General features: G+C 72.0%; 12 protein-coding genes. All 12 read right to left on the reverse strand.

Going from position 1 to position 13,368, the window contains the following annotated elements:
- Positions 1 to 2: 2 nt before the first annotated feature.
- The 12 genes from BJ964_RS37360 to BJ964_RS37415 all read right to left on the reverse strand — a co-directional run bounded on the left by BJ964_RS37360 (position 3) and on the right by BJ964_RS37415 (position 13,310).
- Positions 3 to 1,349 (reverse strand): nucleotide pyrophosphatase/phosphodiesterase family protein, encoded by a 1,347-nt coding sequence (locus BJ964_RS37360; protein ID WP_188125062.1) that lies wholly within the window; start codon positions 1,347 to 1,349, stop codon positions 3 to 5.
- A complete protein-coding gene (gene eboE / locus BJ964_RS37365; RefSeq protein ID WP_188125063.1) occupies positions 1,346 to 2,461 on the reverse strand; it encodes a metabolite traffic protein EboE in 1,116 nt (371 codons plus the stop codon). Before eboE ends, BJ964_RS37360 begins: the two co-directional genes overlap by 4 nt.
- The gene (locus tag BJ964_RS37370) at positions 2,461 to 3,312 is read right to left on the reverse strand and encodes a TatD family hydrolase (protein ID WP_188125064.1); all 852 of its coding nucleotides are present in this window, start codon (positions 3,310 to 3,312) and stop codon (positions 2,461 to 2,463) included. Before BJ964_RS37370 ends, eboE begins: the two co-directional genes overlap by 1 nt.
- Positions 3,313 to 3,333: 21 nt before the next feature.
- Positions 3,334 to 3,855 carry an EboA domain-containing protein gene (locus BJ964_RS37375; RefSeq protein ID WP_188125065.1) on the reverse strand — a complete coding sequence of 174 codons (522 nt, stop codon included), beginning with the start codon at positions 3,853 to 3,855 and terminating at the stop codon, positions 3,334 to 3,336.
- A gap of 13 nt (positions 3,856 to 3,868) precedes the next feature.
- Positions 3,869 to 4,702, reverse strand: coding sequence for a sugar phosphate isomerase/epimerase family protein (locus BJ964_RS37380; protein ID WP_188125066.1), 834 nt, complete (start codon positions 4,700 to 4,702; stop codon positions 3,869 to 3,871).
- 150 nt (positions 4,703 to 4,852) lie between these two features.
- On the reverse strand, positions 4,853 to 5,695 hold the full coding sequence (locus BJ964_RS37385) for an SCO3242 family prenyltransferase (protein ID WP_188125067.1): 843 nt from the start codon (positions 5,693 to 5,695) through the stop codon (positions 4,853 to 4,855).
- Positions 5,692 to 6,837 (reverse strand): inositol-3-phosphate synthase, encoded by a 1,146-nt coding sequence (locus tag BJ964_RS37390; RefSeq protein ID WP_188125068.1) that lies wholly within the window; start codon positions 6,835 to 6,837, stop codon positions 5,692 to 5,694. The genes BJ964_RS37385 and BJ964_RS37390 overlap by 4 nt, the downstream gene beginning before the upstream one ends.
- 210 nt (positions 6,838 to 7,047) lie before the next feature.
- Positions 7,048 to 8,229 carry a Gfo/Idh/MocA family protein gene (locus BJ964_RS37395; RefSeq protein ID WP_188127385.1) on the reverse strand — a complete coding sequence of 394 codons (1,182 nt, stop codon included), beginning with the start codon at positions 8,227 to 8,229 and terminating at the stop codon, positions 7,048 to 7,050.
- A 53-nt stretch (positions 8,230 to 8,282) separates the two neighbouring features.
- On the reverse strand, positions 8,283 to 9,338 hold the full coding sequence (locus BJ964_RS37400; protein WP_188125069.1) for a substrate-binding domain-containing protein: 1,056 nt from the start codon (positions 9,336 to 9,338) through the stop codon (positions 8,283 to 8,285).
- Positions 9,339 to 9,435: 97 nt separating this feature from the next.
- Complete coding sequence (locus BJ964_RS37405; RefSeq protein WP_229806679.1) at positions 9,436 to 10,407, reverse strand: ABC transporter permease; 972 nt, start codon at positions 10,405 to 10,407, stop codon at positions 9,436 to 9,438.
- 101 nt (positions 10,408 to 10,508) lie between these two features.
- The gene (locus BJ964_RS37410) at positions 10,509 to 12,035 is read right to left on the reverse strand and encodes a sugar ABC transporter ATP-binding protein (RefSeq protein ID WP_229806669.1); all 1,527 of its coding nucleotides are present in this window, start codon (positions 12,033 to 12,035) and stop codon (positions 10,509 to 10,511) included.
- Between the two features lie 102 nt (positions 12,036 to 12,137).
- On the reverse strand, positions 12,138 to 13,310 hold the full coding sequence (locus tag BJ964_RS37415) for an ROK family protein (protein WP_188127387.1): 1,173 nt from the start codon (positions 13,308 to 13,310) through the stop codon (positions 12,138 to 12,140).
- Positions 13,311 to 13,368 lie beyond the last annotated feature (58 nt).

The raw sequence follows: 13,368 nt of genomic DNA on the forward strand, positions 1-13,368 counted from the left end.
CCCTACCGCTCGGCCAGGCGCAACAGCAGGCTCTTCACGTCGGTGGCGGCGATCCGGCCGACGGCCCCGGCCGGGTCCGAACAGAGCAGGACCGGGGAGTCCTCGGCGCTCTCCGGCAGGCGGCCGTGCGAGCCGCGGACCGCTCGCGCGCCGGCGTCCAGGCCGACCACCCGCATCAGGTAGCGCATGCCGAGCTTCTTACGGGCCAGCGCGACGGCCGCCCGGCGTTTCGCGGCGGCCGGCCCGGCGGGATCGAAGAACAGCTCGGCCGGGTCGTAGCCGGGTTTGCGGTGGATGTCCACCAGCCGGGCGAAGTCCGGGGCGCGGGCGTCGTCGAGCCAGTAGTAGTAGGTGAACCACGCGTCCGGCTCGGCGACCAGCACCAGCTCACCGGAGCGGGCATGGCCGAGGCCGTCGCGTACCTCGGCGACCCCCGGCAGGTCCTCGAGCAGCTCCGCGACCGCCGGCACGTCCGCCGGGTCCCGCACGTACACGTGGGCGATCTGGTGGTCGGCGACGGCGAACGCCCGTGACGTCCACGGGTCCAGGTACTCCATGCCGGCTTGGGTGTGTACCCGCAGCAGGCCCTTCTCGCGCAGCCGCCGGTTGACGTCGACCGGCCGGCGCACCGGGGTGATGCCGTACTCCGACAGCGCCACGATCGTCGCCCCGCGCGCCCGCGCGGCGTCCAGCAGCGGGCCGAGCACCTCGTCCAACTCGGCCGCGGCGGCCGCCGCCCGGGGGTCGCCGGGGCCGTACCGTTGCAGGTCGTAGTCCAGGTGCGGGACGTAGACCAGGGTCAGGTCCGGGTCGTGGGCGGCCATCACGTGCTCGGCGGCCCGGCAGATCCACGTCGACGAGGCCAGGCCGGCGCCCGGCCCCCAGTAGGTGAAAAGCGGGAAGGTGCCCAGTTTCGCGGTCAGCTCGTCGTGCAGCTCCGGCGGGTCGGTGTAGCAGTCCGGTTCCTTGCGGCCGTCGGCGTGGTAGACCGGTCGTGGCGTGACCGTCCAGTCGACGTCCGCGCCCATGGCGTACCACCAGCAGATGTTGGCGACCGTGTAGCCCGGGGACCGCTTCCGGGCGGCCTGCCACACCTTCTCCCCGCCGACCAGGGCGTGATGCTGGCGCCACAGCAGCACCTCGCCCAGATCCCGGAAGTACCAGCCGTTGCCGACGATGCCGTGCCCGGCCGGGGTCTCCCCGGTCAGCAGGCTCGCCTGTACCGAGCAGGTGACGGCCGGGAGCACCGGGTCGAGCCGGTTGACGGCGCCGATCGCCCGCAGCCGGGGCATGTGCTCGATCAGGCGCGGGGTCAGCCCGACCACGTCGAGGACCACGAGTTTCGTCATGCGTGCCCTCCGGTGAGCTGGTCGCGGGTCCAGGCGAGCTCACCGGCGATGCCGTCGGCCAGTTCCGCGGGCGAGGTGGGCCGCTGCCCGGCCGGCAGCACGTCCCAGGTGTAGGTCTCCACGTCGAAGTGGTCGCAGTCCACGACGGCCAGCGCGTCACGCAGCAGCGGTGTGGTGGCGGTCAGCGGTGGCGCGGGTGGCGTGTGCAGCGGCACGTGGAAGTGGATGCGCCACGGGCCGGGCGGGTTCTCGGCCAGGGCGAGGTCCAGGTCGTCGCAGGCGTGGCCGGCGGCGGTACGGGTCTGGTGCAGGAACCGGGGTTCGGCGTACCGCTCCAGCACCGGCCGGGCCGCGACCGGGTCGGTGACCTCCAGGGCGGCCGACACCTGCACCTTGACGATCGGGATCCCGGCCGTGGCGAGGCGGTCCACCGCGGCTTTCGGATCCTCCCAGGCGCACGCCAGGTGGGCCAGGTCCAGGCAGACGCCGAGCCGGTCGGTGTCCGTGCCGGCCAGCATGTCGACGGCCTGCGCGGTGGTCTCGGCGACACAGCCGGGCTCCGGTTCGAACGCCACCCGGACCACCCGGCCGGTCTGCCAGGCGATCTCGGCCAGTCCTTCGGCGAGCCGGTCCAGCATCCGCCGGGCGGCGTCGTGGCTCTCCGTCGTCCACGGCTCACGCCAGGCCAGCGGCAGCGTCGACACCGAACCCCGGTCGGCGTCGGCGGGCAGCAGATCGACCAGGATCCGGGCCAGGTTCAGCGTGTGGTCCAGCCGTTCCGGGGTCGTCCAGTCGGGCCGGTAGACGGCGTGCTTGACCACCGGCGCCTGGAACGCCTCGTACGGGAAACCGTTGAGGGTGACCACCTCCAGACCGCGCACGTCCAGTTCCCGGCGCAGCCCCCGGCGGGCCTCGCCGTCCTCGGCGAGCACGGCGGCCATCGGCGCGGCCAGCCACAGGCCGAGCCCGAGCACGTCGGCGCCGAGCCGTTCCCGGACCGCGACGGCGTACGTGTCGAGCTGGCCGATGATGCCGGGCAGGTCCTCGGCGGGGTGCACATTGGTGCAGTAGCCGAGGTGGACCTGCCGGCCGTCCGGACGGCGGACCCGCATCAGCTGCCCCCTCGCAGGATCGAGCTGCCCTCGAAGAGCGGCCCGGTGTCGCCGGTCTCGCTCAGGTCGAGACGCCCGGACTGTCCGTAGAACTCGACCGGGTTGCGCCACAGCACCCGGTCCACGTCGTCATCGCTGAACCCGGCCGCGAGCATCGCCTCGCCGGTGCGGCGGGTCAGCAGCGGATCCGAGCGGCCCCAGTCGGCGGCCGAGTTGACCAGCATCCGGTCCAGGCCGTGCGAGCGCAGGATCTCCACCATCCGCGGTGGTGACATCTTCGTGTCCGGGTAGATCGAGAAGCCCATCCAGCAGCCGGTGTCGTGCACATCGCCGACGGTCACCTCGTTGAGATGGTCGACGACCACCCGGCCGGGGTGGATACCGCTCTCCCGCACCACGTCGAGGGTCCGTTTCACACCCTGCGCCTTGTCCCGGTGCGGGGTGTGCACGAGTGCGGGCAGTTCGTACTCGACGGCCAGCGCCAGCTGCACGGCGAACGCCTCGTCCTCCTCCGGGGTCATCGCGTCGTACCCGATCTCGCCGACCGCCACCACCGAGTCCTTGTCGAGGTAGCGCGGGATCAGGTCGAGCACCGGCCGGCAGCGTGGATCGTTGGCCTCCTTCGGGTTCAGGGCGATGGTGGCGTGGTGGCGGATGCCGAACTGGGCGGCCCGGAACGGCTCCCACCCGACCAGCGAGTCGAAGTAGTCGGTGAACGAGCCCGGGTTGGTGCGTGGCTGGCCGAGCCAGAAGGCCGGTTCGACGACGGCCCGGACTCCGGCGGCGGCCATCCGCCCGTAGTCGTCGGTGGTGCGTGAGGTCATGTGGATATGCGGGTCGAAGATGCGCACGGGACCTCCCAGGGGGACGGGTCAGGGGATGCGGTCGAGCAGGCGGTGCGCGTCGTCGGGCAGCCGGCGTCCGGCCGCCTCGCGCTCCGCGCGCAGAGCGGAGACCATCGCGGCCAGCTCACGGTCGGCGCGCCGGTCCAGGTCGTCGATCTTTTCCAGGGGTACGCCCATGAAGACGCACTTGAGCACGGCCTGCCGCCAGGTGTGCTGGTCGAGATGCCGGGCGTACGGGCCGAGGGCGGCCGTGATGAGCCGGGTGTCGTTGGTGCGCAACGCGTCGTGCAGCAGTGGCACCGCCTCGGCGCCGAGCGGCAGCGCCGGCAGTGCCGTGAGGATCGCGAGCCTCTCGCCCGCGTCGCCGTGCCGGTACAGGTCGTCGACCCAGTGGGGCACCGTCTCCGGTGGCAGCGCGAGCAGCAGCCGGGTCCGCGCGTTCTCCTCGGGGCGGCAGTGGCGTCCGGCCGCAGCGAACAGGCGCACGATCGCCGCGGGACTGTCACCGACTCTCGCGACGGCGTCGGTGAGCCAGGCGTTCTCTTCCATGGCGCCTCCTCGTTTACTTCTCGGCGGCTCGCAGGAATTCCAGGGACCGGGCCGCGACCGTGGGGGCGGCGTGCGAATGGCGGGGCAACTCCACGGCGACGAGCCCGGCGTACCCGGCGGCGGACAGGGCCGCCAGCACCGGCGGGAAATCGATCTCCCCGGTGCCGAATTCGAGGTGCTCGTGTACGTCGCGCCGCATGTCGTCGATCTGGACGTTGACCAGGTGTTCGGCCACCGCCGTCACACAGCCGGGAACCGGGATCGGCTCCAGGCATCGACAGTGCCCGATGTCGAGGGTAATGCCGAACCCGGCCGGTGCGCCGAGGTCGGCGTGCAGCCGCCGCCAGCCGGCGATGTCCGGCACGAGCATTCCCGGCTCCGGCTCGAAGCCGAGGGTGACGCCGCGTTCCCGGGCCGCCTCGACGATCCGCGCGCAGCCGTCGACGAGCCGGTCCCAGGCGGTGGCCTCGGCGACGGCGGCGGGACGCACCCCGGCCCAGAACGACACCGCCTCGGCGCCGAGGTCCGCGCCGATGTCGACGGCCCGGCGCAGGAACTCCAACCGCAGCTCACGGTCGTCGTCGAGCAGGGTGGGTGAGTGTTTGCGCCAGGGATCCAGCAGGTACCGGGCGCCGGTCTCGATCACCACGGCGAGGCCCAGCGACGACAGCCGGGCGGACACCTCGCCGACCCGGCGGGGCAGGTCGGCCGCGAACGGATCGAGATGGTCGTGGTCGAGGGTGAGCGCCACCCCCTCGTAGCCCAGGTCGGCGATCACGGCGAGCGCGTCGTCAAGCCGGTGGTTGGCGAAACCGTTGGTGCCGTACCCGAACCGCAGCTCGCTCATGTCGTCACCTCCGCTTCGCTCCGGCGCCGCCATGAGTTCAAGACTGAGCCCGATGATTCACTCGCAAGCTCGCTCATGTCGTCACCTCCGCTTCGCTCCGGCGCCGCCATGAGTTCAAAACTGAGCCCGATGATTCACTCGCAAGCTCGCTCATGTGGGGCTCACCTTCCGGGCCAGCGGGCCGGCCAGGAGCGCGGCGCCGGCCACCGCGACGCCCGCCACGGGACGGCCGGCGCGGGCGGTCAGGGCGCCCTGCAACGCCGGGAACGCGGTGATCCCGGCCGTCACCGCGCCCTGCAACGTCGTCGCGTCCGGGCTGGTCAGGGCGCGTTGCTGGGCGGCGCCGAAGCGGGCCGCGTACCAGGCCGAGAGCAGTCCGCCGACGGTCGTCGTCGGCGAGGCGGCGGCGCCCGCGACGACCGCGGTGCCGGCCAGAGTCGAGGCGGGCAGCGCGGCGGTGGCGCCGGTCGTCTCCCGGCGGGACAACAGCGTGATCAGGTACGTGTGCGCGGCCACCGTACAGGCGGCCGGAACCGCCGCCCGGCGCCGCCCGGTGCCGGCGCCGAGCAGCACGTCGAGCCCACGGCAGGCCGCCATCACGGCGGGCCCGGCGGCGGTCTGCTTGGCCACCAGGTCGTACGCCCAGATGGCACCGGCCAGCGGAACCGCGACCGCGGCGGCCCGGCGGCCCCCGGCGAGCGCCGCGATCGTGACCCCCGCGCCGGTCAGGGCCACGGCGACGCCCAGCGCGGTGCCGGGCCGGACCCGGCCGGACGGGATGGGCCGCCCGGGCCGCTCGACCGCGTCGATCTTCCGGTCCGCGAGGTCGTTGGCGGCCATGCCCGCCCAGTAGAGGCAGACGGACGCGCCGGCCAGCGCCAGGGTCCGCGGTCGCAGGGTGCCGGCCGCGGCCGCTCCGGCGATCACGTCACCGGGCACCGACAGGGCGGCGGGCGCGCGGACCAGCTCGGCCAGATCCCGCCAGCCGGTCACGGCAGCGCCTGATCGAGGCCGGCGACGAACTCGGTGAGCATCCGGTACTGGTCGGCCAGGCCGTGCGGGACGTCGCCGGGTGGGTCCTTGAAGAAGAACGCCAGTTCGGTCAGTGCCCCGGAGCGTCCGGCGGCGTGTGCGGCGCCGGTCAGCCGGGCCAGGTCCAGGACGAGCGGGGCGGCCAGCGCCGAGTCGCAGCCGTGCCAGGTGAACTCCATGCGCATCCGGGTGCCGAGGAAACCGGCGAACGTCACCAGGTCCCAGGCGGTCTTGAAGTTGCCGATGTCCTCGACGTACTCGATCCGGACCGTGCCCTGTGGCTGCTGCCCGAGGGTCTCCCGCAGCACCCGCTGCTTGCTCGCGCTCTTGGCGTCGTTGGCGGCCGGATCGGCGAGGTTCGCCCCGTCTCCGCCGCCGAGCAGGTTGATGCCGGACCAGGTGAGCACGTCCAGGTGGCGCTGGGCGAACATCGGCGCCAGCACCGACTTGAGCAGGGTCTCCCCGGTCTTGCCGTCGCGCCCGGCGTACGGCAGCCCCTGCCGCCGGGCCAGTTCGTCGAGGGCGGGCAGCCGGGCGCCGGTGGACGGGGTGAAGTCGACGTACGCGCAGCCGGCCCGCAGTGCCGCGTAGGCGTACAGCGCGCTCGGCGGCAGCACCGGCCGTCCCGCGGTGAGGGCGGCCTCCAGCAGCGCCAGTTCGGCGTGCGCCGGGTCCGGCCCGGCGATCGGCTCGGTGGAGGCGACGTTGACCACCACGACCCGGTCCAGCCGGTGGCGTTCCCGGAACTCGGCCAGGTCGGCGATGATGAGGCCGGCCGTTCCCGCCTGGGTGGGGCCGGCCGGCAGCGGCCGGATGTCGGCGTCCACCGCGGCCAGGTCGGCCTGCACGGCGGCCACCAGGCGCGCCGGGACGACGCGTGCGTCGGCCAGGGCCTCGGCCCGCTTGGTCAGCGGCACCGTGGACGGATCGTGGCCGCCGAAGACGAGATCGCCGAAACCGGGAAGGGCGGCGGCGCGCAGTTCCGGCAGCTCGGTGACGCACCCGGTCGGCGCGGTCAGACCGGCGCGCAGGGCAAGTGCTCCGACAATGCTGGTGACCGCGACACTGCCGCGACCGCCGACCAGCCAGACACCCAGGGACATGACTCCTCCGAATTCGTTGGCGGGCAGGCAGGCGGAACCGGTGCGGCGTTCCGGCTCCGCCTGCCGTTCAGGGGGTCACCCGGCCCGGCGCGGGAATCCCGTCCGTGCCGCACCGGGTGGCGGTCGTCTCGTCCGCCACCCGTCCGGACACGGGGCGCACCGTGTCCGGACCCTCGCGGGTGAGGGAGGAGCCCGGTCATTCAGCAGTGGTCAGGCGGCCACCTCCGCGAAGATCGGCTCCACGTCGGTCCAGCCGGAGCCGTGCCCGGCCGAGCGGAGGACGGCGTCCAGCACCAGCTGCACCTGGAGGGCATCGGTGAACGACGGGGCCGGGTCGGCTCCGGTGGCGATCGCCTCGATCAGGTCGCGGGCCTGGTGGGTGAAGGAGTGCTCGTAACCGATCCCGTGGCCGGGCGGCCACCAGGCGGACAGGTACGGGTGATCCGGTTCGGTCACCAGGATCGTGGTGAAGCCCTGTTCGGTGGACGGTTCGGTGGCGTCGTAGAACTCGAGTTCGTTCATCCGCTCGAAGTCGAAGGCGATCGACCCCAGCGAGCCGTTGATCTCCACGCGCAGCCCGTTCTTGCGGCCGGTCGCGAAGCGGGTCGCCTCGTACGTGGCGATCGCGCCCCCGTCGAGCCGGGCCAGGAACAGCGCGGCGTCGTCGACGGTCACCTGCCCGGTGGTGACCGTGCCGTTGCCGTCCCCGGCCGCCGCGCTGAGCCCGCTGGAGGCCTGCGGCAGCGGCCGTTCCTTGACGAACGTCTCGGTCAGCGCGGTCACCCCGGTGATGCGCTGACCGGTGACGAACTGGGTGAGGTCGATGATGTGCGCGCCGATGTCGCCGAGCGCGCCGGAGCCCGCCTTGTCCTTCTGCAGCCGCCAGACCAGCGGGAACTGGGGGTCGGTGATCCAGTCCTGGAGGTAGACGGCGCGGATGTGCCGGATGTCGCCGATCCGCCCGTCGGCCACCATCCGCCGCATCAGCGCGACCGCGGGCACCCGCCGGTAGTTGAATCCGCACATCGACCGGACGCCGGCCGCCGCCCGGAGTTCCGCGGCCGCGGCCATCTGCCGGGCCTCGTCGATCGTGTTGGCCAGCGGCTTCTCGCAGAGGACGTGTTTGCCGGCGGCGAGTGCCGCGATCGCGATCTCGGCGTGGCTGTCCCCGGGCGTACAGATGTCGATCAGGTCGATGTCGTCACGGGACACCAGCGCCCGCCAGTCGGTGGTGTGCTGCTCCCAGCCGAGCCGGGCCGCCGCCGCGGCGACGTTCGCCTCGTCACGGCCGCACACCACCGACATCCGGGCGTGCAGGGGCAGGTCGAACACGCGGTTCACGGTGCGCCACGCCTGTGAGTGCGCGGCGCCCATGAACGCGTAGCCGACCATGCCGACCCGCAGTTGCGATTGCGTGGACAAGATGGGTCTCCCCCCGTACGCGGTCAGAACCCGAGCTTGATGTAGCTGCTCGCGTTCCCCTTCGTGATGGTCTCCGAGGCCAGCACGATGTTCTTGGGAACCTGGAGCTCCACCAGGTCGGACATACCCTTGTTCTGGCCGATCAGCCGGGCCAGCGAGATGGCCGACGAGGCCATCGACGGGCTGTAGGTGACCGTCGCCTTGAGCACCGTGTTGTCGGCCTGGATCGTCTCGATGGCCTGCTTCGAGCCGGCGCCGCCGACCATGATGAACTCGCTGCGGCCGGCCTGGTTGATCGCGGCCAGCACACCGACGCCCTGGTCGTCGTCGTGGTTCCAGAGCGCGTCCATCTTCGGCAGCGCCTGGAGCAGCTGTGCCGCCTCCTGCTGGCCGGAGTCGACGGTGAACCGGGCCGCGCGACGGTTGGCCACCTTGAACCCGGCCGCCGTCAGCGTGTCGGTGAAGCCCTTGGACCGCTCCTGGGTCAGTTCCAGCTCGTCCATGCCGGCGATCTCGCCGATGATCGGGGCGGTGATGCCCTTCACCTTCATCTGCGTGATGATGTAGTCGGCCGCGGCCACACCCATGCCGTAGTTGTCGCCCTTGATCAGGGTGCGGTAGGCGCGGGCGTCGGGGAAGGCGCGGTCCAGGTTGACCACCGGGATGCCGGCGCCCATCGCCTCGAGGCCGAACGAGTTGAGCTCCTTGCCGTCGTGCGGCAGCAGCACGATGACGGTGGGTTTCTGCCCGATCAGCGTGGACAGCGCCGCGCGCTGGGCGGCGGCGTCGGCGCCCGCCTCCACCGACTTGAACTCGACGTCCGAGTAGGCCTGGGCCTGCGCCTTGGCGTTGTTGGTGATGGCCGCGATCCACCCGTGGTCGGCCGCGGGGGCGGAGAAGCCGATGACGACCTTCTGGCCCGGCGCCGCGTTGCCCTCGGCGTTTCCGGAGTCCTTGGTCTGCGCCGGGGTCGGCGCCGCTTCGTTGCTGGTGCACGCGGTGAGAAGGGCTCCCGCACCCACCGCGGCGCCGCCGAAGAGCAGCCGGCGCCGCGACAGGTCGGAGTTGATCTTTTCCATGGCCATCTCCTATGTCTCGTCTCGAGGACGGGGGTGTGAAGGGTGTGCGAGACCCGGCGGCCGTCGAAAGACGGTCACCTCGCGGAAGAAGCGGAATTCAGCTGGCGGTTGTTGCCCGTTGCCGGTCGAAGAACTGCGTGACGGACTTGAAGCGGAACTGCTGGACCAGGACCGCCGCGACGATGATGCCGCCCTTCACCATGTTCTGGGCCTCGGTGGAGAGACCGTTGATGGCGAACAGGTTGGTGATCGTCGCGAAGATGAGCACGCCCAGGATGGAACCGACGATCGTTCCCCGGCCCCCGCTGAGCAGGGTGCCACCGATGATCGCGGCGGCGATGGCGTCCAGCTCGTACAGGTTGCCCATGGCCGCCTGCGCGGACGTCGCCTGGGACGTCAGCATGATCGCGGCGATGCCGCAGCACAGTCCGGACAGCGCGTACAGCAGCATGGTGTGCCGTTTGACGTCGATGCCGGCCAGGCGCGCGGCCTCCGGGTTGCCGCCGACCGCCACCGTGCGCCGGCCGAACGTGGTGCGGTTCAGCAGCACCCAGCCGGCCACCGCGACGACGGCGAGGATGTAGACCAGCAGCGGGACGCCCAGGACCCGGTCGCTGGCGAGACTGTTGATGACGGTGTTGGCGGAGATCTGCGTCTGTTTGCCGGAGATCGCCGCGGCCAGGCCGCGGGCCGACACGAGCATCGCCAGGGTGGCGATGAAGGGCACCAGACGGCCGTACGAGATGAGCACCCCGTTGATCAGCCCGACGGACACGCCCACCACGATCGCCGTGAAGATCATGCCGACGGTGCCGTACGACTGGGTGGCCAGCGTCGTGCACCACACCCCGGCCAGGGCGACGATCGCGCCGACCGAGAGGTCGATCCCGCCGCCGATGATGACGAACGTCATCCCGACCGTGACCACGCCGACGACCGATGCCAGTTGCAGGATCGACACCATGTTGTTCCACACCCAGGTGGAGTCGCTGTAGAGCTGCGGCTGGGTGATGGCGCCGATGACGATCAGCGCGACGAGTACGCCGACCAGGACCAGGTTGCGGGCCACCGACTCGCTGGACTCGCCGGCCCATGACCGCTTCTGACCGGCCGCGCCCGGTGGTTCCGTGGCGGCGCCGGGCACCGCCAGACCGGTACCTTCACTGAGCGTCACGCTGGCGTCCCTTCCATCAACGACCCCGCCATCACGAGGTCGAGCACCGTGTCTTCGTCGAGTTCGTGGGCGGGCGCCTGGCGGACGACCCGGCCCTCGCGCATCACCAGCACGCGGTCGGACAGGCCGAGCACCTCGGGCACCTCACTGGAGACCAGCAGCACGCCCACCCCTTCCGCGGCGAGCCGGCGGATCACCCGGTAGAGCTCGGCCCGCGCGCCGACGTCGACGCCACGGGTCGGCTCGTCGAGCAGCAGCAGGCGGGTGTCGCCGAGCAGCCAGCGCCCGACCACGACCTTCTGCTGGTTGCCGCCGGACAGCGTGCCCACCGGACGGCGTACGTCCAGCGGGCGCAGATCCAGTGACGCGGCGATCCGGTCGGCCTCGGCGCGTTCGCGACCGGCGTCGGTGAAGCCCAGACGGGCCAGGCCGCTGAACGTCGCCAGCGTCATGTTGCGGTAGATCGGCTCGCCGAGCAGCAGCGCCTGGCTCTTGCGCTCCTCGGGGGCCATGCCCATGCCGGCCCGAACGGCCGAGCCGACGCTTCCGGGCCGCAGCTTCCGTCCACCGAGCGTGACGGTGCCGGTGTCGGCGCGGCGCGCGCCGTAGACGGTTTCGAGCAGTTCGGAACGGCCGGATCCGACCAGTCCGGCGATGCCGACGATCTCCCCGGCGGCGACGCTGAGCGAGACGTCGCGGAACTCGCCGGCCCGGCTCAGGCCGTCGACCCGCAACAGCTCCTCGCGCCGGGGCGGCTCCTCCGGGCGGGGCGGGAACACGTACTCGATGGTCCGGCCGGTCATCCGGCTGACCAGCTCGCTGGTCGGGGTGTCCTTCGCGGACAGGTTCGCGGCCGTGGTGCGGCCGTCCTTGAGCACGGTGACCCGGTCGCCGATCTCCCGGATCTCCTCCAGCCGGTGCGAGATGTAGATGACGGCGATGCCCTGGGCGGTGAGGCTGCGGATGATCCGGAAGAGGTTCTCCACCTCGTCGTGGGCGAGCACCGCGCTGGGCTCGTCCATGATCATCAGCTTGGCCTCCTGGGACAGCGCCCGGGCCATGCTGACCACCTGCTTCCCGGCGGCCTGCAACGCGTGGACCATGCGGCGGGCCGGGATCTCCCCGTGCCCGAGCGACCCGAGAATCCGCCGGGTCCGGTCGGCCATGGCGCCCCGCCGGATGAACCCCAGCCGGCGCGGCTCGTGGCCGAGGAACACGTTCTCCGACACCGACAGGTCGTCGACCAGGTCGAGTTCCTGGTAGATGGTGGCGATGCCGGCCTTCATGGCGGCCTGCGGGTTGGCGAAGGCCGCCGGCTCACCCAGCCACTGGACCGTGCCGGCATCCGGCCGGTGCACCCCGGACAGCACCTTGATCAGGGTGGACTTGCCGGCGCCGTTCTGCCCGAGCAGGCAGTGCACCTCACCGGCCCGCACCTCCAGTTGCACGCCGTCGAGGGCCCGCACCCCGGGGAACGTCTTGACCAGATCGGTCAGCCGCAGCACCATGTCCGCCTCGCTCATGCCGTCACCTCCGCCGTGCTCCGGCGATGCGAAGAGGTCACTTGCTCGCTCATGCCGTCACCTCCGCCGTGCTCCGGCGATGCGAAGAGGTCACTTGCTCGCTCATGAGGCCTGCTCGAAGGCGACGTCGCTGGCCAGGACGGCCGCTCCGGTGACCCCGGCGCGGGAGCCGAGTTCGGAGAGCACGATCGGGAGGTTGCCGGTGGCCAGGGGCAGTGACCGGCGGTAGACGGCGCTGCGGATCTCGGCGAGCAGGATGTGGCCCAGCTGGGCCAGCCCTCCCCCGATGACGATCATGGAGGGGTTGGCGAAGCTGACCAGGGAGGCGAGCACCGAGCCGAGCCGGTGGCCGCCCTCGCGGATCAGCTTGATGCAGGCGACGTCGCCCTCGGTGGCGCCCTCGGCCACGTCGCGGGCGGTGAGCACGCCGCGGGCGGCCAGCCGGTCGGCGAGCGCGGGCGACCCGGCGCGGGCCGCGACCAGCGCGTCGCGGGCCAGCGCCGTGCCGCTGAACAGGGCTTCGAGACAGCCGACGTTGCCGCACGAGCACATCGGACCGTGCGGGTCGACCTGGATGTGGCCGATGTCGCCGGCGCAGCCGTCGGTGCCGCGGTAGACGCCGTCGTTGAGGTAGATGCCGCAGCCGATGCCGGTGCCGATCTTCACGAACAGGAAGTCCTGCACGCTGTGCGCGACACCGCCGTGCTGCTCGCCGACGGCCATGATGTTCACGTCGTTGTCGACCACCGCGGGGCAGCCGTGCTCGCGGGTGAGCAGCTCCCGGACGCCGAACCGGTCCCAGCCCGGCATGATCGGCGGCGACACCGGCACCCCGTCGCGGAAGCTGACCGGCCCCGGCACCCCGATCCCGATCGCGTCGAGCCGGTCGTAGGCGCCCTCCACCCGGGCCTTGGCCAGCAGTTCGTTGACGCGGTGCAGGATCACCTTGGGGCCGGAGCGGATGTCGGCCTCTTCGGTGTAGTTGGCCACGGGTTCCAGGCGGCCGTTGGTCACCTCGACGTCGATCGAGCTGGCGCCCAGGTCGACCGCGGCGAACCGCAGCCTCGGATGCAGCTCGACTAGCGTCGACCGGCGGCCGCCCCGGGAGGCGGCCATCCCGGCTTCGACGAGGTAGCCCGCGGCGACCAGACGTTCCACTTCGGCCAGCAGCCGCGGGCGGGGCAGTTGCAGGCGATCGGCCAGCTCAGCCCGCGAGATGGCGCCCTCGTTCCGCAGCAGGCGCAGCAGCCGCAGGTAGGGCGGATCGATCGTCATACGCACGTTGGCTCCACATCCGCACGCCACAGCGTGCCGCGTCCGCCGATGTCACATC

The sequence above is a fragment of the Actinoplanes lobatus genome (assembly GCF_014205215.1).
GTDB lineage: Bacteria > Actinomycetota > Actinomycetes > Mycobacteriales > Micromonosporaceae > Actinoplanes > Actinoplanes lobatus.

Coding starts and splice junctions, on each gene's coding strand:
- BJ964_RS37380 (WP_188125066.1), bottom strand. CDS start 4,702: ATGAGCGAGCTGCGGTTCGGGTACGGCACCAACGGTTTCGCCAACCAC.
- BJ964_RS37375 (WP_188125065.1), bottom strand. CDS start 3,855: ATGGAAGAGAACGCCTGGCTCACCGACGCCGTCGCGAGAGTCGGTGAC.
- BJ964_RS37400 (WP_188125069.1), bottom strand. CDS start 9,338: ATGGAAAAGATCAACTCCGACCTGTCGCGGCGCCGGCTGCTCTTCGGC.
- BJ964_RS37390 (WP_188125068.1), bottom strand. CDS start 6,837: ATGTCCCTGGGTGTCTGGCTGGTCGGCGGTCGCGGCAGTGTCGCGGTC.
- BJ964_RS37395 (WP_188127385.1), bottom strand. CDS start 8,229: ATGGTCGGCTACGCGTTCATGGGCGCCGCGCACTCACAGGCGTGGCGC.
- BJ964_RS37415 (WP_188127387.1), bottom strand. CDS start 13,310: ATGACGATCGATCCGCCCTACCTGCGGCTGCTGCGCCTGCTGCGGAAC.
- BJ964_RS37360 (WP_188125062.1), bottom strand. CDS start 1,349: ATGACGAAACTCGTGGTCCTCGACGTGGTCGGGCTGACCCCGCGCCTG.
- eboE (WP_188125063.1), bottom strand. CDS start 2,461: ATGCGGGTCCGCCGTCCGGACGGCCGGCAGGTCCACCTCGGCTACTGC.
- BJ964_RS37410 (WP_229806669.1), bottom strand. CDS start 12,035: ATGAGCGAGGCGGACATGGTGCTGCGGCTGACCGATCTGGTCAAGACG.